This is a genomic window from Actinoplanes sp. SE50/110, assembly GCF_900119315.1.
In the GTDB taxonomy this organism is placed as follows: Bacteria; Actinomycetota; Actinomycetes; order Mycobacteriales; family Micromonosporaceae; genus Actinoplanes.
In genome coordinates this window covers 8,581,941-8,603,439 of sequence record NZ_LT827010.1, presented here as the reverse complement: position 1 = coordinate 8,603,439, position 21,499 = coordinate 8,581,941, and the positions used below count along the sequence as shown (strand labels likewise).

21 protein-coding genes are annotated in these 21,499 nt (G+C 70.0%); 17 read left to right on the top strand and 4 right to left on the bottom strand.

Annotated features, from left to right (window positions below):
* Positions 1-97 precede the first annotated feature (97 nt).
* The 8 genes from glmU (at position 98) to cysN (ending at position 9,202) form a co-directional block, all read left to right on the top strand.
* The gene (gene glmU / locus ACSP50_RS38405; RefSeq protein WP_014694728.1) at positions 98-1,483 is read left to right on the top strand and encodes a bifunctional UDP-N-acetylglucosamine diphosphorylase/glucosamine-1-phosphate N-acetyltransferase GlmU; all 1,386 of its coding nucleotides are present in this window, start codon (positions 98-100) and stop codon (positions 1,481-1,483) included.
* Between the two features lie 110 nt (positions 1,484-1,593).
* Entirely contained in the window at positions 1,594-2,574 is a 981-nt protein-coding gene (locus ACSP50_RS38400) for a ribose-phosphate diphosphokinase (protein WP_014694727.1), read from the top strand.
* Positions 2,575-2,910: 336 nt separating this feature from the next.
* Positions 2,911-3,522: a 50S ribosomal protein L25/general stress protein Ctc gene (locus ACSP50_RS38395; RefSeq protein WP_014694726.1), complete on the top strand. Its 612-nt coding sequence runs from the start codon at positions 2,911-2,913 to the stop codon at positions 3,520-3,522.
* A 62-nt stretch (positions 3,523-3,584) separates the two neighbouring features.
* Positions 3,585-4,196, top strand: coding sequence for an aminoacyl-tRNA hydrolase (pth, locus tag ACSP50_RS38390; RefSeq protein WP_172898825.1), 612 nt, complete (start codon positions 3,585-3,587; stop codon positions 4,194-4,196).
* 377 nt (positions 4,197-4,573) lie between these two features.
* On the top strand, positions 4,574-6,058 hold the full coding sequence (locus ACSP50_RS38385; RefSeq protein WP_369793982.1) for a sugar transferase: 1,485 nt from the start codon (positions 4,574-4,576) through the stop codon (positions 6,056-6,058).
* An 18-nt stretch (positions 6,059-6,076) separates the two neighbouring features.
* Complete coding sequence (locus tag ACSP50_RS38380; RefSeq protein ID WP_014694723.1) at positions 6,077-6,919, top strand: 3'(2'),5'-bisphosphate nucleotidase CysQ; 843 nt, start codon at positions 6,077-6,079, stop codon at positions 6,917-6,919.
* Between the two features lie 73 nt (positions 6,920-6,992).
* Positions 6,993-7,904, top strand: coding sequence for a sulfate adenylyltransferase subunit CysD (gene cysD, locus ACSP50_RS38375; RefSeq protein WP_014694722.1), 912 nt, complete (start codon positions 6,993-6,995; stop codon positions 7,902-7,904).
* Positions 7,904-9,202 (top strand): sulfate adenylyltransferase subunit CysN, encoded by a 1,299-nt coding sequence (gene cysN / locus ACSP50_RS38370; protein ID WP_014694721.1) that lies wholly within the window; start codon positions 7,904-7,906, stop codon positions 9,200-9,202. Before cysD ends, cysN begins: the two co-directional genes overlap by 1 nt.
* Before the next feature lie 8 nt (positions 9,203-9,210).
* Here the strand turns inward: cysN and ACSP50_RS38365 are convergent, their stop codons facing one another.
* From ACSP50_RS38365 to galE, 4 genes are all read right to left on the bottom strand, one after another.
* A complete protein-coding gene (locus ACSP50_RS38365; protein WP_231956802.1) occupies positions 9,211-9,945 on the bottom strand; it encodes an ATP-binding protein in 735 nt (244 codons plus the stop codon).
* A 243-nt stretch (positions 9,946-10,188) separates the two neighbouring features.
* Positions 10,189-10,431 (bottom strand): hypothetical protein, encoded by a 243-nt coding sequence (locus ACSP50_RS38360; RefSeq protein WP_043513011.1) that lies wholly within the window; start codon positions 10,429-10,431, stop codon positions 10,189-10,191.
* Between the two features lie 136 nt (positions 10,432-10,567).
* Positions 10,568-11,710: a galactokinase gene (gene galK / locus ACSP50_RS38355; protein WP_014694718.1), complete on the bottom strand. Its 1,143-nt coding sequence runs from the start codon at positions 11,708-11,710 to the stop codon at positions 10,568-10,570.
* Positions 11,707-12,681, bottom strand: a complete 975-nt coding sequence (gene galE, locus ACSP50_RS38350) for a UDP-glucose 4-epimerase GalE (RefSeq protein ID WP_014694717.1) — start codon at positions 12,679-12,681, stop codon at positions 11,707-11,709. Before galE ends, galK begins: the two co-directional genes overlap by 4 nt.
* Positions 12,682-12,814: 133 nt before the next feature.
* Here galE and trpS point away from each other — a divergent pair, with 133 nt between their 5' ends.
* From trpS to ACSP50_RS38305, 9 genes are all read left to right on the top strand, one after another.
* Positions 12,815-13,840, top strand: coding sequence for a tryptophan--tRNA ligase (gene trpS / locus ACSP50_RS38345; protein WP_043513009.1), 1,026 nt, complete (start codon positions 12,815-12,817; stop codon positions 13,838-13,840).
* A 6-nt stretch (positions 13,841-13,846) separates the two neighbouring features.
* Positions 13,847-14,377 carry a 2'-5' RNA ligase family protein gene (locus ACSP50_RS38340; RefSeq protein WP_014694715.1) on the top strand — a complete coding sequence of 177 codons (531 nt, stop codon included), beginning with the start codon at positions 13,847-13,849 and terminating at the stop codon, positions 14,375-14,377.
* A gap of 21 nt (positions 14,378-14,398) precedes the next feature.
* Positions 14,399-15,319: a YihY/virulence factor BrkB family protein gene (locus tag ACSP50_RS38335; RefSeq protein ID WP_014694714.1), complete on the top strand. Its 921-nt coding sequence runs from the start codon at positions 14,399-14,401 to the stop codon at positions 15,317-15,319.
* Positions 15,320-15,327: 8 nt separating this feature from the next.
* The gene (locus ACSP50_RS38330; protein WP_043513005.1) at positions 15,328-15,714 is read left to right on the top strand and encodes a hypothetical protein; all 387 of its coding nucleotides are present in this window, start codon (positions 15,328-15,330) and stop codon (positions 15,712-15,714) included.
* Positions 15,715-15,735: 21 nt separating this feature from the next.
* On the top strand, positions 15,736-15,990 hold the full coding sequence (locus ACSP50_RS38325; RefSeq protein ID WP_043513003.1) for an SCO4848 family membrane protein: 255 nt from the start codon (positions 15,736-15,738) through the stop codon (positions 15,988-15,990).
* Positions 15,991-16,236: 246 nt separating this feature from the next.
* Positions 16,237-17,334, top strand: a complete 1,098-nt coding sequence (locus tag ACSP50_RS38320) for a BMP family protein (protein WP_014694711.1) — start codon at positions 16,237-16,239, stop codon at positions 17,332-17,334.
* A gap of 73 nt (positions 17,335-17,407) precedes the next feature.
* Positions 17,408-18,979, top strand: coding sequence for an ABC transporter ATP-binding protein (locus ACSP50_RS38315; RefSeq protein ID WP_014694710.1), 1,572 nt, complete (start codon positions 17,408-17,410; stop codon positions 18,977-18,979).
* Positions 18,976-20,208 carry an ABC transporter permease gene (locus ACSP50_RS38310; protein ID WP_014694709.1) on the top strand — a complete coding sequence of 411 codons (1,233 nt, stop codon included), beginning with the start codon at positions 18,976-18,978 and terminating at the stop codon, positions 20,206-20,208. The genes ACSP50_RS38315 and ACSP50_RS38310 overlap by 4 nt, the downstream gene beginning before the upstream one ends.
* A gap of 4 nt (positions 20,209-20,212) precedes the next feature.
* The gene (locus tag ACSP50_RS38305; protein ID WP_014694708.1) at positions 20,213-21,481 is read left to right on the top strand and encodes an ABC transporter permease; all 1,269 of its coding nucleotides are present in this window, start codon (positions 20,213-20,215) and stop codon (positions 21,479-21,481) included.
* The last annotated feature ends 18 nt before the right edge of the window (positions 21,482-21,499 follow it).

Genomic DNA, 21,499 nt, shown 5'->3' with positions numbered 1-21,499 from the left:
CGACTGTCGATATCGCCTATTGCGAACTTGGAGTTCCAACGTGAGCCAGGCCCCCAGCCGTACCGTTGTCGTGCTTGCCGCTGGTGAAGGCAAGCGCATGAAGTCCGCCACCCCCAAGGTGCTGCAGCCGCTGCTGGGCCGCACCCTGCTCGGCCACGTCCTGGCCGTCTCGGCGGCGATCCGCACCGACCGCACCCTGGTCGTGGTCGGGCACAAGGCCGACGAGGTGGGCGCCTTCCTCGCCGACGCGGCGCCGGAGGCGACCCCGGTGTTGCAGGCGGAGCAGAACGGGACCGGTCACGCGGTGCGGATCGCCCTGGCGGCGGCCCCCGGGCTGACCGGGACCGTCGTGGTGCTCAGCGGTGATGTTCCGCTGCTGCGTCCGGAGACGGTGGAGGCGCTGCTGGCCACGCACGAGCGGGCGGGTGCGGCGGCCACGGTGCTCAGTGCCGAGGTGGATCTGCCGGGTGGCCTGGGTCGGGTGGTCCGGGATGCGAAGGGGAACCTGGAGCGTATCGTCGAGGCGAAGGACGCGTCGCCGGACGAGCTGGCGATCCGGGAGATCAATTCGGGGATCTACGCGTTCGACGCGGTGTTGCTGCGGGAGGCGCTGGGCAAGCTGTCGACGGACAACGCGCAGGGCGAGGAGTATCTGACCGACGTCTTCGGGATCCTGGCGGCGGAGGGCCGTCCGGTGGCGGTCGAGGTGGCCGAGTTCGCGTACGAGACGCTGGGTTGCAATGACCGGGCGGAGTTGTCGCGGCTGCGGGTGTTGATGCGCGATCGGGTGAATGACGCGTGGATGCGGTCGGGTGTGCTGCTGCTGGATCCGGCGACGACGTGGATCGATGTGACGGCGACGTTGGAGCCGGACGCGGTGGTGGATCAGAACTGTCAGATCCTGGGTTCGTCATCGGTGGCGACCGGTGCGGTGGTGGGCCCGGATTCGACGCTGGTGGACTCGTCGGTGGCGGCGGGTGCGACGGTGTTGCGGTCGCATGTGATCGGCGCGGTGGTCGGTCCGGAGGCGACGGTGGGGCCGTATTCGTATCTGCGTCCGGGGACGCGGCTGGCGCGTAAGGCGAAGGTCGGCGGGTTCGTGGAGACGAAGAACGCCGAGTTGGGTGAGGGTGCGAAGGTGCCGCACCTGTCGTATGTGGGTGATGCGGAGATCGGGGCGAAGGCGAATATCGGCGCCGGCACGATCTTCGCGAACTACGACGGGGTGCGGAAGAGCCGGACCGTGGTGGGTGAGGCGGCTTTCGTGGGGTCGGATTCGGTGCTGGTGGCGCCGGTGGAGATCGGGCCGGGTGCCTATGTGGCGGCGGGTTCGGCGGTGGTCAAGGATGTGCCGGCGGGCAGTCTCGGGGTGACGCGGGCGCAGCAGCGCAACATCGAGGGCTGGGTGGCGTTGAAGCGGTCGGGGACGGTGTCGGCGGAGGCGGCGGAGCGGGCCCGGGATATCACCCCTGGCCAGGGGTGATCCAGCGGGGGTGAGTCATCCCACGTAGTGCTGTGGAAACATGGCGGTTACGTGGCCGCCAGGGATACTTCATGCGAACCCACCCCCTATCCAACGGGAGCAGCGAGCCGATGGGCAGCATCGTCGCGGAGAACCGTAAGAGTTTGATGCTCTTCACCGGCCGGGGCTTCCCGGAACTGGCGGATGAGATCGGTCAGGTGCTCGGTGTGGCGCCGACGCCGTCGGATTCGTATGAGTTCGCCAACGGTGAGATCTTCGTCCGGTTCAAGGATTCGGTGCGGGGCTCGGACGCGTTCGTGGTGCAGTCGGTCACCGAGGGGGTGAACCGCTGGGTCATGGAGACGCTGATCATGATCGACGCGTTGAAGCGTGGGTCGGCGAAGCGGATCACCGTGGTGTTGCCGTTCTATCCGTATTCGCGGCAGGACAAGAAGCACCGGGGCCGGGAGCCGATTTCGGCGCGGCTGGTGGCGGATCTGCTGAAGACCGCGGGGGCGAACCGGATCTTGACGGTGGATCTGCACACGGCGCAGATCCAGGGCTTCTTCGACGGCCCGGTGGATCACCTGTTCGCGATGGACATTCTCGCGGAGTACGTGGAGAAGAAGTTCGCGGGTCGTCCGATGACGGTGGTGGCGCCGGATTCGGGCCGGGTGCGGGTGGCGGAGCGGTGGACGGACCGGCTGGGTGGGTGCCCGCTGGCGTTCATCCACAAGACGCGTGATCCGTTGAAGCCGAATCAGGTCGTGGCGAACCGGGTGGTCGGTGAGGTCGAGGGCCGGGTGTGCCTGATCGTCGACGACATGATCGACACCGGTGGGACGATCGCGAAGGCGGCGGACATCCTGTTCGACGAGGGTGCGGCGGATGTGATCGTGGCGTCGACGCACGCGTTGTTGTCGGATCCGGCGACGGAGCGGTTGAAGAACAGCCGGATCTCGGAGTTGGTGGTGACGAACACGTTGCCGCTGGCGCCGGAGAAGCGACTGGACAAGATCACGGTGTTGTCGATCGCGCCGTTGCTGGCGCGGGCGATCCGTGAGGTGTTCGACGACGGTTCGGTGACCACGCTTTTCGGTGGCCTGAGCTGATCTACAGCTAGTTTCACGAGGGGTGAGGGCGCCCGTGGCCGGCTTGTCCGGTGGCGGGCGCCCTCCATTAATGGACCCGCTGCTGTGTGCCGGTGGGGAGCAGGTAAGCTAATACGGTTGCCACGGCGAGGGTGCCCCGCGGTCTGCTGAGGTTCGCAGTCCGCTCGAGGCTCCGTGATCGACGCGGTGCTCCGGGCCTGTGCCCAGCGCGCCCCCTTGCCCGGCAGCGCCGGCGACGGCTTTGACGCTGTCGCTGATCACCACCGAAGCACTGCTGGAATACCGCAGCCGCAGACTTAGACGCAGCCCGCATCGAAGAGTTTCAGGAGTTTCCCCGTGTCCGAGGTAAAGATCAGCGCCGAGCCCCGTACCGAGTTCGGCAAGGGTGGTGCCCGCCGCACGCGCCGGGCCGGCCTGGTGCCCGCCGTGCTGTACGGGCACGGTGAGGCGCCGCAGCACATCGCGCTTCCGGCCCGTGAGTTCGCGGCGGCGATCCGTCACGGCGGTGCCAACCAGGTGTTCACCATCGACATCGCCGGTAACTCGGGTGCCGTGCTGGCGCTGCCGAAGGCGATCCAGCGTGACCCGATCAAGGACTCGTACGAGCACATCGACCTGCTGATCGTGAAGCGGGGCGAGAAGGTCCAGGTGGACGTTCCGGTCACGCTGATCGGTGAGGCCGCGAAGAACACCCTGATCGTGCACGAGTCGAACACGGTCGCGGTGGTCGCCGAGGCGCTGCACCTGCCGTCGGAGCTGGAGCTGTCGATCGACGGTCTGGAGGCGGGCACGCAGCTGACCGCCGGCGACGTGAAGCTGCCGAAGGGCGTGGAGCTCGCGGTCGAGGCGGACACCGTGCTGGCGATCATCAACGCGGCGCAGAGTGTCCAGACGGCTGAGGAGGACGCGGCTGACGCCGAGGCCGCCGAGGCTGCTGCAGCGGAGTAATAGCGGCGCGGGTCCGCGGTAGGCCAGTTCATCAGGGAAAGTGCCGGGCGGCACTTTCCCTGATGTGTATCCGGGAGGCGGAGAGGGTGACGGACGAGGCGCCGTGGCTGGTGGTGGGCCTGGGTAATCCGGGCCGGGAGTACGCCGGTAACCGGCACAACGTGGGTTTCATGGTGGCGGATCTGCTGGCGTCGCGGCTCGGGGCGAAGCTGGGCCGGGCGAAGCGGGCGCAGGCCGAGGCCGGTGAGGGTCGTCTGGGTTTCGGGGGGCCGAAGTTGGTGCTGGTGAAGCCGCTGACGTTCATGAACCTGTCGGGCGCTCCGGTGGTGTCGCTGGCGCAGTTCTTCAAAGTGCCCGTGGCGCATGTGATCGCGGTGCATGATGAGCTGGATGTGCCGTTCGGCCAGGTTCGGGCGAAGCGGGGCGGCGGCGAGGGTGGCCACAACGGGCTGCGGTCGATGTCGAAGTCGCTGGCGAGCAAGGACTATGCGCGGGTGCGCTTCGGTATCGGGCGGCCTCCGGGCCGTCAGGACCCGGCGGATTACGTGCTGGCCGACTTCTCCTCGGCGGAGCGTAAGGAGCTGGATTTCCTGGTGGATCGGGCGGCTGACGTGGTGGAGGCGATCGTGCTCGAAGGTGTCGAGTGGGCGCAGAACAAATACCACGGAAGTTGATGGTTCGGGCCGGTTTGGCGTGACCGTTTGGGTCGATTTGTACGCCTAGCCATACCGTGACGGCTCAGCCGTCCGTCCGTTGGTCACCACAGGCGCACGCTTTCGATGCGCCGCCGACGTGACGGGAGGTTCGCGGGATGTCGCAGGACGTGTCCGAAAGCCGGGCGGACGCGTTGACCGAGCCCACCGTGGACCTTCCGACGCTGCGCGCCGATCCGGTCAACCAGGGCCCGCAAGGGCCGCCGGTACGCCGCTCGGGGCTCAACACCCGGATCCCGGGGCCGGTCGCCCCGCTGAGCCCGCCGCCGTCCGGGGCGTCTCAGAACCAGCCGCCACGCGCGGTGCAGGGTGCCGGCGACCCGCAGCGCAACCAGGCGATGAGCCGGCATTTCACGACGCGTCCGAACCGGTCGTCGGCGACCCGCCCGTTCATCCGCCCCCGCGGCCGGCACGCGGCGATGTCGCGCCGGCAGCGCTGGGAGGGCCGGTACGTGCGCAATCTGGTGCTCGGCGACCTGTCGGCCGGGATCGCGGCCGGCGCGGCCGGGTTCGGCCTCCGGTTCGGCGATCAGGTGACCGCGTGGAACGAGGCGTACCTGCTGGTCTCCGCCATGCTTCCGGTGGTGCTGCTGGCCGTGCTGGCCGTGTCGCGGGCGTACGAGCGGCGCTATCTGTTCGTCGGCAGCGACGAGTACCAGCGGGTGATCCGCGGCGGGGGCGGGCTGATCGCCGGGGTGGCCCTGGTGTCGTACGCCCTCGATCTGGACCTGGCCAGGTCCTATGTGCTGGCCGCGCTGCCGGCGGCCGTCGTGTCGGTGCTGGTGCTGCGGTTCGTGCTGCGCAAGCGGCTGCACTGGGCGCGGGCCCGCGGGGAGGCGCTGCGCCGGGTGATCGTGGTCGGTCACGAGCTGTCGGTGATCGGGATCGCCCGGCAGCTGCGCCGCGAGCGCTATCACGGGCTGGAGGTGGTCGGCGCGTGCCTGCCGCCGGGCGCCGACGGCCTGGAGGTGGACCTGCCGGTGTACGGCACGTTCGAGGACGTGGCGGCGGCGGTGGAGCAGGCCGACGCGGACACCGTGGTGGTGCTCAGCTGCCCGGAGCTGGACGGGGCGGCGGTGCGCCGGCTGGCCTGGCGGCTGGAACGCGACGAGGTGGACCTGGTGGTGGCCAGCGCGTTGGTCGACGTGGCCGGGGCGCGGACCACGATCCGGCCGTTCGACGGGCTGCCGATGCTGCACGTCGAGCATCCCCGGTTGCACGGCGGGTCGCGGCTGGTCAAGGAGCTGGTCGACCGGGCCGGGGCGCTGCTGCTGCTGATGCTGTTCGCGCCGCTGCTGCTGGGCCTGGCGCTGTGTGTGCGGCTCACCTCGCGTGGGCCGGTGCTGTTCCGGCAGGTGCGGGTCGGCCGCGACGGGCAGATGTTCCGGATCTTCAAATTCCGCAGCATGTACGTCGACGCCGAGGCCCGGCTGAACGAGCTGCGGCACCTCAACGAGCACGACGGGGTGCTGTTCAAGATGCGCGACGACCCGCGGGTGACCCCGATCGGGCGATGGCTGCGCCGCTTCTCGCTGGACGAGTTGCCGCAGCTGCTCAACGTCCTGTCCGGCCGGATGTCGCTGGTCGGTCCCCGGCCGCCGCTGCCCACCGAGGTGGCCGCCTACGCCGATGACGTGCGGCGACGGCTCGCCGTCAAACCCGGGATGACCGGCCTGTGGCAGGTGTCCGGGCGCTCCGACCTGTCCTGGGAGGAGGCGGTCCGGCTCGACCTGCGCTATGTCGAGAACTGGTCGCTCAGTTTGGATCTGGTCATCTTGTTGAGGACGATGACTGCAGTGGTGCGTTCATCCGGGGCGTATTGACGTGAGGGAGCGAGACTCGTGGGCGAGCAGATCGGTGCCGAGGGCGGCACACCACCGGTGATCGATGCCGCGTTCGCCCGCTGGCTCGCCGACCGGGCCGGGCAGGAGCTGCTGCGGGTCCGCGCCGAGGTGGGCTTCCACGACGGCAAGGCGCTCAAGACGGCCGGCGACAAGGCCGCGCACGACCTGCTGCGGGCCGAGCTGGCCCGGTGGCGCCCGGCCGACGCGGTGCTGTCGGAGGAGGACGAGCACGCCCGGGTCGCGTGGCGCGAGGGGGAGCCGGACACGGTGCGCCCCGACCGGCTCGACGCGTCCCGCGTGTGGATCGTCGACCCGCTCGACGGCACCCGCGAGTTCTCCGAGGAGGGCCGCGGCGACTGGGCGGTCCATGTGGCCCTCTGGAACGCGGGCGTGCTGGCCGCCGGCGCGGTCGCGATGCCGGCCCAGCACCGCACGATCGCCACCGACCACCCGCCGGCGTACCCGCCGATGCCGCTGGAGTCGGCCACCGGCGGGGCGATCCGGATCGCGGCCAGCCGCACCCGCCCGCCGGCCTTCGTCACCGCGCTCGCCGAGGAGCTGGGCGCCGAGCTGGTGCCGATGGGCTCGGCCGGGGTGAAGATCGCCGCGGTGATCAGCGGGGAGGCGGACGCCTATGTGCACGCCGGCGGGCAGTTCGAGTGGGACTCGGCCGCCCCGGTCGCTGTGGCGTTGGCCACGGGATTGCACGCCTCCCGCGTCGACGGCACCCCGCTGAGCTACAACCAGGCCGATCCGAAGCTTCCTGACCTGGTTGTTTGTCGCAAAGATCTCGCTCCTCGGTTGCTTACTGCGATCAGCAGGCATCTTCCGTCACAATGACCAGCCGGCAACGACCGTGGAAAATCGATGAGCACAGCTCGGCCGAAACCCGAAAGGTCTGGGTACTGATCCCATGAGCCAGACGAAGGACTATCGCGTCTCGCATCTGGATGCACTCGAAGCGGAGAGCATCTTCGTCATGCGGGAGGTCATGGCCGAGTTCGAGCGCCCGGTGCTGCTCTTCTCCGGCGGCAAGGACTCGATCGTCATGCTCCGCCTCGCGGAGAAGGCGTTCGCCCCGGGACGCGTCCCGTTCCCGGTGATGCACGTCGACACCGGCCACAACTTCCCCGAGGTCCTCGAATACCGGGACCGCCGGGTCGCCGCCCTCGGCCTGAACCTGGTGGTCGCCAGCGTGCAGGAGGCCATCGACACCGGCCTGGTCCGCGAGCTGCCCGACGGCACCCGCAACCGGATCCAGACCCCGGTGCTGCTCGCCGCCGTGGAGAAATACCGGTTCGACGCCCTGTTCGGTGGCGCCCGTCGCGACGAGGAGAAGGCCCGCGCCAAGGAGCGGATGTTCAGCTTCCGCGACGAGTTCGGCCAGTGGGATCCGAAGAACCAGCGCCCCGAGCTGTGGGCGCTCTACAACGGCAAGCACCACCCGGGCGAGTCGATCCGGGTGTTCCCGCTGTCCAACTGGACCGAGCTCGACGTCTGGCACTACATCGCCAAGGAGCACATCGAGCTGCCCAGCATCTACTACGCGCACGACCGTGAGGTCGTCGAGCGCGGCGGGATGTTCTACGCGGTCAACGAGTTCATCCAGGTGCGCGACGGCGAGACCGCCGAGGTCCGCCGGGTGCGTTACCGCACGGTCGGCGACGCCTCGCAGACCGCGGCGGTGCTCTCCGACGCCGACACGGTGGAGAAGGTGATCGACGAGGTCGCCGCGACCCGGATCACCGAGCGTGGCGCGACCCGCGGCGACGACAAGGTCAGCGAAGCCGCGATGGAAGACCGCAAGCGAGAGGGTTACTTCTGATGAGCCAGTCCGTTCTGGAGCCGGACGCCGCATCCGCGCGCAACATGGACCTGCTGCGGTTCGCGACCGCGGGCAGCGTGGACGACGGCAAGTCCACCCTGATCGGGCGGCTGCTGTACGACACCAAGACGATCTTCGCGGATCAGCTGGAGGCGGTCGAGGCGGCCAGCGCGTCCCGCGGCGACGAGTACACCAACCTGGCGCTGCTCACCGACGGCCTGCGCGCCGAGCGGGAGCAGGGCATCACCATCGACGTGGCGTACCGCTACTTCGCCACCCCGCGGCGCAAGTTCATCATCGCCGACACCCCGGGGCACATCCAGTACACCCGGAACATGGTCACCGGCGCGTCCACCGCCGACCTGGCGCTGATCCTGGTCGACGCGCGCAAGGGCCTGGTCGAGCAGTCCCGCCGGCACGCCTTCCTGACCAGCCTGCTGCGCGTGCCGCACCTGGTGCTCTGCGTCAACAAGATGGACCTGGTCGACTGGGACCAGGAGGTGTTCGAGCGGATCGCCGACGAGTTCACCGCGTTCGCCGCGAAGCTCGACGCCCCCGACCTGACGATCATTCCGATCTCCGCGCTCAACGGCGACAACATCGCCTCCCGTTCGGAGAACACCCCGTGGTACGAGGGTCCGTCGCTGCTGCACCACCTGGAGCACGTGCACATCGCCTCCGACCGCAACCTGGTCGACGTGCGCTTCCCGGTGCAGTACGTGATCCGCCCGCAGTCCACCACGGTCACCGACTACCGCGGCTACGCCGGCCAGGTCGCCTCCGGCGTGCTCAAGCCCGGCGACGAGGTGATGGTCCTGCCGTCCGGGCTGACCAGCACGATCGCCGGGATCGACACCGCCGACGGGCCGGTCGACCAGGCGTTCCCGCCGATGTCGGTGACGGTCCGGCTGACCGACGAGATCGACATCTCGCGCGGCGACATGATCTGCCGTCCGCACAACGCCCCGGCCGTCGCGCAGGACATCGAGGCGATGGTCTGCTGGATGGACGAGAGCGCCCCGCTGCGGGTCGGCGGCAAGTACACGATCAAGCACACCACCCGCACCGCGCGGACCGTGGTGCGCGGCCTGCAGTACCGGCTCGACGTGAACACGCTGCACCGCGACGACTGCGCGGACGGACTCCGGCTCAACGAGATCGGCCGGGTCAAACTGCGGACCACGGTGCCACTGCTCGCCGACGAGTACCGCCGCAACCGCACCACCGGCGGCTTCATCCTGATCGACGAGGCCACCAACCGCACCGTCGCGGCCGGCATGATCATCGAAGCGGCCTGACCGCCCGCTCAGCGGACGATCGCCCACACCACCTTGCCCGGCGCGGCCGGCACGGCACCCCACACTGCGGCGGTGCCGTGCACGGTCCGCAGGCCCCGGCCCCGCTCGTCCAGCGGCTGACCCGCTCTCGGGCGTGTCGGCCGCAGCAGCCGCGGCATCGCCGACGACCCGTCGGCGACCGCCAGGTGCAGACCGTCGCCGCGCCGGGTGACCACCACCCGGATCGGCGTGCCGGCATGCTCCACCGCATTCGTCACCAGCTCGGACATCACCAGCCGGCTCGGATGCGGCAGCCGCGGCAGCCCCCACGCCAGGCAGGCGTCCCCGGCCAGGTTCCGCGCCGCGCTCGGCGCGTCCGCGTCGGGCGCCAGCGTCACCGCCATCCGCTCGCCGTCCGGCAGCCGTCCGGCCACCGCCACCCGTGCCTGGCCCACCCTCGCGTACACCGGCAGCAACCGGCCGCCCGGCACGCTGCGCATCCGGCCGGCGCCCAGCCCCTGCATCCGGTCGGCGAGCGGCAGGTCCGGCGGGACGCACAGGGCCAGATGCATCGGCGGCCGCAGCGTCGCCGCCACCGTCCGGGCCGTCGTCCAGGTCGGCACGGACTCGCTGCGCGGATCCCGCAGCCCGCTCAGGTCGACGATCAGCGCATCCGGATGCTCGGTGAAACACCGGAGCAGTGACGCCGACGTCGACCGGCGCAGGTCGTCACCCCACGAACCGCGCACGGTCAGCAACGACACGGCCGCATCCGCCGAGAAGTCGACACGAACCGACACCGCTGGCGCGCAGTCATCGTCAAGATACGGTGGGTAGACCCCCATGCCGCACACCCTAGCGGCGCCGCACCCCACCGTCGCCCTCTCTCGCCCCTGCGGGTGATCCCCCAAAAGGCCAGGTAGGCGGGCCGAAAGGACGACACCGCCCGGCGGTCGGAGCGTCCCTGGTCGCGGTCGTGCCGCGGAGTCACCCCGGACCGGCGGTCGTCACTGCTGGTGGCCGTGCCCCTCCGACGCCTCCTCGATCGCGTCGGTGATCGCTCCGGTCAGATCACCGGAGGGCACCGCGATCCGCTCACCCTCACCCTCGGCAAGGTGCGCGACCTCGTGCGACTCCGGCAGAGCGGGATCACCCGAGAAGCCGTATTCGTTGGGCTCGTTCTCCGCGGTCTCACTGCCGCGAACATCCTCGGGCGCGTCGTCGGCGGGCGAGTGCTGCTCAGTCGTCATGCCCGCAGCCATACCCGATTTCCGGCAAGATCAAAATTCAAGATCAAGTTCAGATTCCGGACGTCGTGCCAGGGCCCACCCGGAGGGCCGCGGGAATCCCCTGGCCGAGCGATCCCCGCGCCTGCGGGAAACGAACTCAGAGCCTCCCGGCCCCAGGCCCGGCCACCGCGACCCAGCTGGTCGGTGCCTCGAACCCCCGCTCGGCATACGCCCCCGCGACCGCCGCCGCGGTGGCATCGGCGCGTTCGGCGTCGATCAGGGCCAGAACGCACCCGCCGAATCCACCCCCGGTCATCCGGGCCCCGTGGGCCCCGGCCGCCAGTGCGGCTTCCACGGCCACGTCCACCTGCGCGACGGTGATCTCGAAGTCGTCGCGCATCGAGGCGTGGGAGGCGGTCAGCAGTGGTCCGATCTCCCGGACCCGGCCGTCCCGCAGCAGCGCCACCGTGTCGAGGACCCGCTGGTTCTCGGTGACGATGTGCCGGGTCCGCTTGCGCAGCACCTCGTCGCCGAGCCGGTCGAGCGCACCGGGCAGGCCGGCCACCTCGACGTCGCGCAGCGCGGGGACGCCCAGGATCGCGGCGGATTCCTCGCAGCTCTTGCGGCGCGCCCCGTATTCGCCGTCGACGTGCTGGTGCGGCGCGTTGCTGTTGATCACCAGGATGGCCAGGCCGGCGGCGGCCAGGTCGAACGGGATCTGGTCGATCCGGTAGGACCGGCAGTCGAGGAACAGCGCCCGGCCGGCTTCGCAGCGGATCGAGGCGGACTGGTCCAGGATGCCGGTGGGTGCGCCGACGTACCGGTTCTCGGCGCGCTGGGCGATCGCCGGGCGGCGTTCCAGCGGCACGTCCAGGCCGCCGAGGTCGATCAGGGCGGTCAGCACCGACGATTCCAGTGCGGCCGACGAGGACAGGCCGGAGCCCAGCGGCACCTCGGAGTCGATCGCGATGCGTACCGCGGGCGGCTCGTGGCCGGCGTCGCGCAGCGCCCACACCACCCCGGCCACGTACGCGCCCCAGCCGGTCACCTCACCCGGCTCGGTGACCCCGAACGCCACCGGTTCGGGGGCGAGGGTGGAGCAGACCGCCCAGGTCCCGTCGGGGGACGGGCCGACCGCGGCGACGGTGCGCTGCGGCAGCGCGAAGGGCAGCACGAACCCGTCGTTGTAGTCGGTGTGCTCGCCGATCAGGTTCACCCGGCCGGGCGCCGCCCACAGCCCGTCCGGCTGCTCCCCGTACGCCTCGGTGAAGGCCGCGACGGCCCGGGTCTCGACGCTCATGCCACGTGCTTGCGGTAGAAGGTCCAGGCGTCCCCGATCATCGCCTGCAGCGTGTCCTTGCGAGGCACCCAGCCCAGTTCGGCGCGGGCCAGGTCGGCGGAGGCCACCAGGGTGGCCGGGTCGCCGTCGCGGCGGGGGGCGGTCTCGACCGGGATGGCCGCGCCGGTGACCTCGCGGGCCGCTTCGACGACCTGCCGATTGGAGAAGCCGTTGCCGTTGCCCAGGTTGTAGATCCGGTGCTCGCCCGGGGTGGCCGCGTCGAGCGCCAGCAGGTGTGCCCGGGCCAGGTCCTCGACGTGGATGTAGTCGCGCACGCAGGTGCCGTCGGCGGTGGGGTAGTCGTCGCCGAACAGCTGCAGCCTGTCCCGCTTGCCGGCGGCCACCTGCAGGGTGATCGGGATGAGGTGGGTCTCCGGGTCGTGCCGTTCGCCGATCTCGTGGCCGTCGGTGATGTATGCCCCGGCGACGTTGAAGTAGCGCAGCGACACCACGGCCAGCCGGTGCGCGAACGCCTCGGCGGTGAGCGCCAGGTCGAAGGTCAGTTTGGTCGACCCGTACGTGCTGGTCGGTGCCTTGACCGCGGCCTCGGTGATGGGCAGCTCGACCGGGTTGCCGTAGACCGCCGCGGTCGACGAGAAGATCACCCGTGGCACCGCGGCGGCCCGGATCGCGTCGAGCAGGGCCAGCGACTTGACCACGTTCTCGTGCCAGTAGAGCTCCGGTTTGACCATCGACTCGCCGGCCGCGATGAGCCCGGCGAAGTGCAGCACCGCGTCGAAGCCGGCGTCCGGGGTGAGGACCGAGCCGGCATCGGCGATATCCGCTTCGACGAAGGTGGCGTCCGGGGCGATCGCCTCGCGAAACCCGGTGGCCAGGTTGTCGAGCACCACGACCTCGTGGCCGGCGTCCAGCAGCAGTCTGCTGGTCACGCTGCCCACGTAACCGGCGCCGCCGGTGACGAGCAGTTTCACGGGTTGGCCTTTCTGATGGGGACGGCGAGGCTAGAATTCCCCATAAGCGCTCATAAGTCAACAGGTTCGAACATGTCCACAGGGTGGCCGGGTGGTTCGCGGTATCCCGTCCGAGACTGACACAATGAGCCTCATGTCCGACGCCGTCCGCCGCCCGCGAGTGCTCTCCGGCATCCAGCCGACCGCCGACTCCTTCCACCTCGGCAACTATCTGGGCGCGGTGCGCAACTGGGTGGCGCTGCAGGAGACCCACGACGCGTTCTACTGCGTGGTCGACCTGCACGCGATCACGATGGGCCATGATCCGGTGGCGCTTCGTAACCGTACTCGGATTTCCGCTGCCCAGTTGCTGGCTGTCGGGCTCGACCCGGAGCGCTGCACGCTGTTCGTCCAGTCCCACGTGCCCGAGCACGCCCAGCTCGCCTGGGTGCTCAGCTGCATCACCGGGTTCGGCGAGGCCGGCCGGATGGTGCAGTTCAAGGACAAGTCGACCAAGGCCGGGCAGGACAGCACCACGGTCGGCCTGTTCACCTACCCGATCCTGCAGGCCGCCGACATCCTGCTCTACCAGGCCGACCAGGTCCCGGTCGGCGAGGACCAGCGGCAGCACCTGGAGCTGACCCGCGACCTCGCGCAGCGGTTCAACTCGCGGTTCGGCGCCACCTTCACCACCCCCGCGGCGTACATCGTGAAGGACACCGCGAAGATCACCGACCTGCAGGACCCGTCGATCAAGATGTCCAAGTCGGCCTCCTCGCCGAACGGCATCATCGAGCTGCTGGAGGACCCGGCCCGCTCGGCGAAGAAGATCAAATCCGCGGTCACCGACACCGGCCGCGAGATCCTCTACGACGAGGTGAACAAGCCCGGCATCAGCAACCTGCTGACGATGTACGCGGCGCTCACCGCCCGCACCATCGACGACCTGCTGGAGCAGTACGAGGGGCACGGCTACGGCGACCTGAAGAAGGATCTGGCCGAGGTGCTGGTCGAGTTCGTCAAGCCGATCCAGGAGCGGACGAAGCTCTACCTGGACGACAAGGCCCAGCTCGACAAGGTTCTCGCGGTCGGCGCCGAGAAGGCCCGGGCCGTCGCCGCCGCCACCCTCGCGTCGACGTACCGGAACATCGGCTTCCTCAGCCCGGCCCGCGGGGTCTGAGCCACCGTGGGGGATCCCGCCCGGACGCGCATCGGCGTCGCGATCGACATCCCGGAGCCCTGGGGCTCGGCGCTGACCCGCCGGCGTGCGGAGGCCGGCGACCCGCAGGCCGCCTGGACGCCGGCGCACGTCACCCTGCTCGGGCCGACCGAGGTGGACACCGACGCGCTGCCGTCGATCGAGAAGCACCTGGAGGCGGTCGCCGCGGCCCAGCCGCCGTTCACCATCCACCTGCGCGGGACCGGTACGTTCCGCCCGGTCACCGAGGTGGTGTTCGTCAGCCTGGCGATGGGCATCAGCGAGTGCGAGCTGCTCGCCGAGGCGATCACCGGGTCCGCGGAGATCAACCGGGGCAGCCGGTTTCCCTACCACCCGCACGTCACCGTCGCGCAGGACGTGTCGCCCGAGGCGCTGGACGCCGTCTTCGACGACCTGGCCGGCTTCTCGGCCCGTTTCCCGGTCGCGTCGTTCACCCTGTTCTCGCACGGTGGCGAGGGACCGTGGCGGCCTCGGCGTGACTTCCCGCTCGGCGGCTGATCCGTCGGTTACGGTCGCGCGGTGAACCCTATCGATCGGGCGTATGACGCGGTCGCGGCCCGGATCATGGCGGGGCGCTACCGCTCCCGCTATTTCGACCACCTGTGCCGTGCGCTGCTGCGCTACGACGGGGTGCAGGGCGGCCGGCTCGCCGCGGCCAGCGCGTACTACGGCTTCTTCGCGGTGTTCGCGCTGCTGCTGATCGGCTATTCGATCTTCGGGTTCCTGCTGACCAGCAACACCCAGCTGTTCGCCGTGGTGCACGACTTCCTGCGGCAGAACCTGCCGTTCCTGGACGTGCAGGCGATCCTGGAGAGCAAGAACACCGTCGGCATCGTCGGCATCGCCGGGCTGACCTTCACCGGGATCGGCTGGGTGGAGGCGATCCGCTCCTCGCAGCGCCACATCTGGCAGGTGCGCGAGCAGCCCGGCTATTTCGGCGTCCGGCAGGCCCTGGACCTGATGGTGCTGGTCGGCATCCTGATCCTGCTGGCGCTCACCCAGCTCGCCGTCTACGGCCTGGAGACACTGCTCGACTATCTGGCCGACGGCGGCTTCCAGGTCACCCTGTCGGTGGTCAGCCTGGTCCTCACCCTGGGGGTGAACATGCTGCTGGCCGCGGCGTTGCTGGGCGCGGTGCCCCGGCTGCGGATGACCGCCCGCCGGATGGCTCCGCCGGTGCTGCAGGTCGGCATCGGGTTGATGCTGCTCAACACCGTGGGCAAGTCCTTCGTCGCGACGGTGCAGCGCAATCCGGCGTACGGGCTGGTCGGTTCCGCCGTGGGCGCGCTGGTCTACCTGTACGTCTTCCACCAGTTGCTGCTGTTCGGCGCGGCCTGGGCGGCGACCAGCCCGCACGGCCGGGTGGTGGACCTGTCCGCTGACGATAAGACCGCCCCCGTGGGGCAAAACCTATGGATCCGGGACGCCCGCCCGCGATGATGTGTCGCGTGGGGACTCTCGTGACGCTGCGCCTGCCACCCGGATCACCTCTGGCCGCCGTGCCGTGGGTGGTCACCATCGCCTCGCTCGGCGACCGCGAGGACTGGGACCCGGTGGTCTGCGGGCCGTACGAGCGGGACCACGCGGTCGCCCTGGCCCGCGCGGTGGTCTCCGACGACGACCTGATGGCGGTGGTCGAGCCGATGCTGCCGCTGGACTCGGCCGACGCGATCCGCAAGGAGATCGAGGCGGTCCGGCAGGCCGCCGAGGACGACAGCGAGCCGATCGACGAGCTGCTCGCCGAGCCGGCCGGCAGCGGACCGCCCCCGATCACCCCGGAGCCGGACGAGGTGCGCGCGGGTTGGCGCCGGCTGGCCACCCGGCTGACCGCCTGAGGCCACTGCGATACTGACGCCGTGGTGATCACACGGCGGTGGGCGGCGTTCCTGATGGCGGTCGGAGTGTGGACGTGGGTGATCTGGCCGCGGTTCGGGCTGGCCATCTACCGCGACGAGCGGTCGTTCGCGCACGGCTCACCGACGGCGTTTCTGTGGGTGCACGCGGTGCTGATCGCGGCGTCGCTGGTGATCGGGTCGACCGTCGGGGTGCTCGGGGTGCGCGCGTGGAACGCCGTACGCCGACCGGAGAAAGCGGCCGTGACTGAAAAGTGACCGCAACCTGCGGCGAACCGTTACCGGGCGGGGTTGCGCTCGGCGAAGATTTACCAACGGTTTCCCGGGCGTCGACGCAATTCAGCAGGGAACCCACCGAAAGCGACGCGCAAAATCCCTGGTGATTGCGGCGCGATAACGGTGCGCCAACAGTCCGTACCGAACGCCTGACGACCCGCTGACCCACGGCTACGCTGCCGACCTGAGACTTACCGAGCGTGCGGTGAGCAGTGGAAGGAGGGCGTCTTGCGCCCAGTACGTGGGAAGCGGATCGTGGCGATTCTCGCGGCAGGTGGGCTGACGCTCGCAGCCGCCGCTTGTGGTAAGGCGCCGGAGTCGAGCCCGTCGTCGGGTGGCAGCGCCAGCGCCGCCGCCGCCGCATACAAGGCCTGCATGGTCACCGACACCGGCGGCATCGACGACAAGTCGTTCAACGCCTCCGCGTGGGCCGGCATCCAGGCCGCCAAGGCCGACGCCAGCAACGTCGACCCGAAGTACGTCTCCTCGTCCTCCGAGGCGGACTACGAGCCGAACCTGCGCAACTTCGCCTCGCAGAAGTGCGACTACATCCTCGCGGTCGGCGGCCTGATGGGCCCCGCGACCAAGAAGGTCTCCGGCGAGAGCGCCTCCTCGCAGTTCGCCATCGTGGACAGCAACAGCTCCGGGCCGAACGTCTACCCGATGCAGTTCGCCACCCAGCAGGCCGCGTTCCTCGCCGGCTACCTGGCCGCGGGCTACTCGAAGTCGGGCAAGGTCGCCACCTTCGGCGGCCTGAAGATCCCGCCGGTCACCATCTTCATGGACGGCTTCGCCGAGGGCGTCGCCTACTACAACCAGAAGAAGGGCAAGACCGTCCAGGTCCTGGGCTGGGACACGGCGAAGCAGAACGGCACCTTCGCCGACAGCTTCATCGACCAGAACAAGGGCAAGACGATCTCCCAGACCCTGGTCTCGCAGGGCGCCGACGTGATCCTGCCGGTCGCTGGCGGCACCGGCCTGGGCGCCGCGCAGGTCGCCAAGGACTCCGGCGGCAAGATCTCGGTCATCTGGGTCGACCAGGACGGCTGCAAGTCGGCCGCGCAGTACTGCGACGTCTTCCTCAGCACCGTGGTGAAGAACGTGCAGGAGGCCGTCAAGGAGTCCGTGGTCAAGGGCGCCAAGGGCGAGAAGCTGTCGGCCACCCCGGGCTACATCGGCACCCTGGAGAACGACGGCGTCAGCCTGGCCCCGTACAACAAGTTCGACAGCAAGGTCGACGCCGCCCTCAAGGGCGAGATCGACCAGCTGAAGAAGGACATCATCGCCGGCACGGTCAAGGCCGAGTCGGCCAGCGCACCGAAGTAACTCGCGGGTAGTAGTAGCATTCGGCCGCCGCGCGGCCGCGGGCCGATCGCCCGCGGCCGAGCGGCGGCTCGCATTGGACCGCCCACCAGGTTCCGTCCACGACGTCGGGGAGAGTCCGCTGAAACTGGAACTGCGCGGCATCACCAAGCGCTTCGGCGATCTGGTGGCCAACGACCACATCGACATCACCGTCGAACCCGGCGAAGTCCACGCCCTGCTGGGCGAGAACGGCGCCGGCAAGTCCACGCTGATGAACCAGCTGTACGGCCTGCTGCAGCCGGACGAGGGCCAGATCCTCGTCAACGACGAGCCGCGGGTCTTCCGCAGCCCGCGGGACGCGATCGCGGCCGGCATCGGCATGGTGCACCAGCACTTCATGCTCGTCCCGGTCTTCACCGTGGCGGAGAACATCGCGCTGGGCGCCGAGGAGACCCGCGGCGGCCCGCTCGGCTGGCTGGACCGCCGCCGGGCCCGCCGCGACGTGCTGGAGACTTCGAAGAAGTTCGGACTGCCGGTCGACCCGGACGCGCTGGTCGAGGACCTGCCGGTCGGCGCCCAGCAGCGGGTCGAGATCGTCAAGGCGCTGACCCGCGACGTCGACCTGCTCATCCTGGACGAGCCGACCGCGGTGCTCACTCCGCAGGAGACCGACGAACTGCTCGCGGTGATGCGCTCGCTCACCGAGATGGGCAAGTCGATCGTCTTCATCACGCACAAGCTCAAAGAGGTCAAGAAGATCGCCGACCGGATCACCGTGATCCGCCGCGGTCAGGTGGTCGGCACCGCCAGCCCGGACACCAGCGAGGACGAGCTGGCCGCCCTGATGGTCGGCCGTGCGGTCAGCCTCGAGGTGGACAAGCAGCCGGCCGAGCCGGGCCGGCCGGTGTTGCAGGTCTCCGGCCTGGTCGTCGACGACGACCGGGGGATCCGCGCGGTCGACGGCGTCGACCTGGAGGTCCGGGCCGGCGAGGTGCTCGGGATCGCCGGGGTGCAGGGCAACGGGCAGACCGAACTGGTCGAGGCGATCATGGGGCTGCGCGAGGTGCGGGCCGGCCGGGTCGAGCTCGACGACGAGGATCTGGCCGGGCTGAGCACCAAGCGGATCCTGCGCTCCGGCGTCGGCTACGTCCCCGAGGACCGCAGCCACGACGGCGTGGTCAAGGAGTTCAGCGTCGCGGAGAACCTGATCCTGGACATTTACGACCGGGAGCCGTTCGGCAACGCCTTCCGCCTCGACCTCGCCAAGATCGGTGGCAACGCCCGGGAGCGGGTCGCCCAGTTCGACATCCGCTGCCAGTCACCGGAGACCGCGGTCGGCACCCTGTCCGGCGGCAACCAGCAGAAGGTCGTCATCGCCCGGGAGATGTCCCGGCCGCTGAAGCTGTTCATCGCGTCCCAGCCGACCCGCGGCGTGGACGTCGGCTCGATCGAGTTCATCCACGGCCAGATCATCCACGAGCGGGACCAGGGCACCGCGGTGCTGGTGGTCTCCAGCGAGCTGGACGAGGTGGTCGGGCTGGCCGACCGGATCGCGGTGATGTACCGCGGCCGGATCCTGGCCGTCGTCTCGCCGGACACCCCGCGCGAGGAGATCGGCCTGCTGATGGCCGGCATCACCAGCGGTTCCGCGGAGGAGAAGAAGTGACCGCCCCCACGACCACCGAGAAGCCGGTCGCGAAGCAGGAGTCGTTCACCAGCGCCTTCCTGCGCAACCTCTGGTCGTCGAACAGCGTCACCGTCACGGTCCTGTCGATCGTGCTCGCGGTGATCATCGGCGCGGTGCTGATCGTCATCTCCGACTCCGACGTGCTGGCCAAGTTCGGGTACTTCACCGCCCGGCCCAGCGACGCGCTGGACGCCGGCTGGACGCTGATCAGCTCGGCCTACTCCGACCTGCTCAAGGGTGCGCTCGGCGACCCGGACGCGTTCCAGGCCTGGTTCTCCGGCACCGGTACCTGGCAGAACGCGCTTTCGCCGATCTCCGAGACGCTCACCTACGCCGCGCCGCTGGTGTTCACCGGCCTGTCGGTGTCGCTGGCGTTCCGCGGCGGCCTGTTCAACATCGGCGCCCAGGGCCAGGCGGTGCTCGGCTGCATCGCGGCCGGGGTGGCCGGCTTCACCTTCGGCCTGCCGATCGTGCTGAACCTGATCGTCGCGCTGGTCGTCGGCGTGCTCGGCGGCGCCCTCTGGGGCTTCCTGCCCGGCCTGCTGAAGGCCCGGACCGGGGCGCACGAGGTGATCACCACGATCATGCTGAACTACACCGCCGGACTGCTCCTGGCCTGGCTGGTCATCCAGAAGGGTGTCCAGCAGCCCGGCCGCAGCGACGCGATCAGCAAGGTGGTCGCCGAGTCGGCGCAACTCCCGTCGTTCGGCGGGGTGCTCCGGGTGCACCTGGGCATCGTGCTCGCGGTGCTGGTCACGGCCGGGGTCGCCTGGCTGCTGAACCGGTCCGCGTTCGGTTTCGAGCTGCGCGCCGTCGGGGCGAACCCGCACGCCGCGCAGACCGCCGGGATCAGCGTGGCCAAGACGTACGCGCTGCTGATGGCGGTGGCCGGCGGCCTGGCCGGGCTCGGCGGGGCGACCCAGGTGCTGGGTACGGCGTACGCGCTGACCCCGTCGGTGGCCGGCAACATCGGCTTCGACGGCCTGCTGGTCGCGCTGCTCGGCCGCAACCGCCCGTGGGGCACCCTGCTGGCCGCGCTGCTGTTCGGCGCGCTGCGCGCCGGTGGCAACCGGATGCAGTCGTTCACCGGGATCTCGCTGGAACTGGTCACCGTGCTGCAGGCGCTGATCGTCATCTTCATCGCCGCGCCCGCCCTGGTGAAGGCGATCTTCCAACTCCGTGCCGCCCGCACCACCGCGAAGGGCTGAGGACATGTCGACCACGACTGTGGAGGAACCGGCCGAGGTCACCGCGCCCGAGCCGTTCTGGACCCGGCACCGCCGCTTCGGCGTCGCCCTGATCCTGCTCGGCGCGCTCGCCGCCGGCCTGTTCGGGGCCCTGGCGCCGAGCAAGGCCGCGCGGTTCACGCTCACCCAGGACGCCGGCGGCGCCGCGCTGTCGATCAACGGCCAGGTCGGCGCGGTGCTGTTCGGGGTGCTCACCCTGGTGGCCGGCGGTCTGCTGGCCGCCGGGCTGCTCCGGCGCTGGGCGAACGCGTTCCTGGTGATCGGCATCGTCACCTTCGTGCTGTCGTTCCTGTGCTGGCAGGTCGCCGGGCAGTTCATGTCGCTGCAGGACACCCTGGGCGGCACGCTGGACCTGGCGCTGCCGCTGATCCTGGGCGCGCTGGCCGGGGTGCTCGGCGAGCGCTCCGGCGTGGTGAACGTGGCGATCGAGGGCCAGTTCCTGATGGGCGCGTTCGCCGGGGCCCTGGTCGGCACCATGGCCGGCAGCGTCTGGGCCGGCCTGATCAGCGCGGCCGTCGGCGGCGTGGTCATCGCGGCGATCCTGGCCGTGCTGTCGATCCGCTACCTGGTCGACCAGACCGTGGTCGGCATCGTGCTGAACCTGTTCGCGCTCGGCATCACCGGCTTCCTCTACGAGCGGCTGATGCAGCCCGACGCGGCGAAGTACAACTCCCCGCCGCAGATGCCGACCTGGCGGATCCCCGGACTGGCCGACATCCCGGTGCTCGGCCCGGTGGTCTTCGACGCCACCCTGCTGCTCTGGGTCGCGCTGATCCTGGTCGCGGTCATCCACTTCGCGCTGAACCGGACCCGCTGGGGGCTGCGCACCCGCGCGGTCGGCGAGCACCCCACCGCGGCGGACACGGTGGGCATCCGGGTGCGCGGCCTGCGTTACCTGAACGTGCTGCTCGGCGGCGTGGTGGCCGGCCTCGGCGGGGCGTACTTCACGCTGGTGGCGACCGGCAGCTTCACCAAGAACATGACCGCGGGCGCCGGCTTCATCGCGCTGGCCGCGCTGATCTTCGGCCGGTACACGCCGATCGGGGCGTTCGGGGCGGCGCTGTTCTTCGGCTTCGCGCAGAAACTCGCGTTCTACCTGAGCGCGATCAACAGCCCGGTGCCGAACCAGTTCCTCAGCATGCTGCCGTACCTCGCCACGATCATCGCCGTGGCCGGGCTCGTCGGGCGGGTCCGCGCGCCGGCGGCGGACGGCATCCCGTACGTCAAGAGCTAGGTTTTCCGGTGGTTCAAG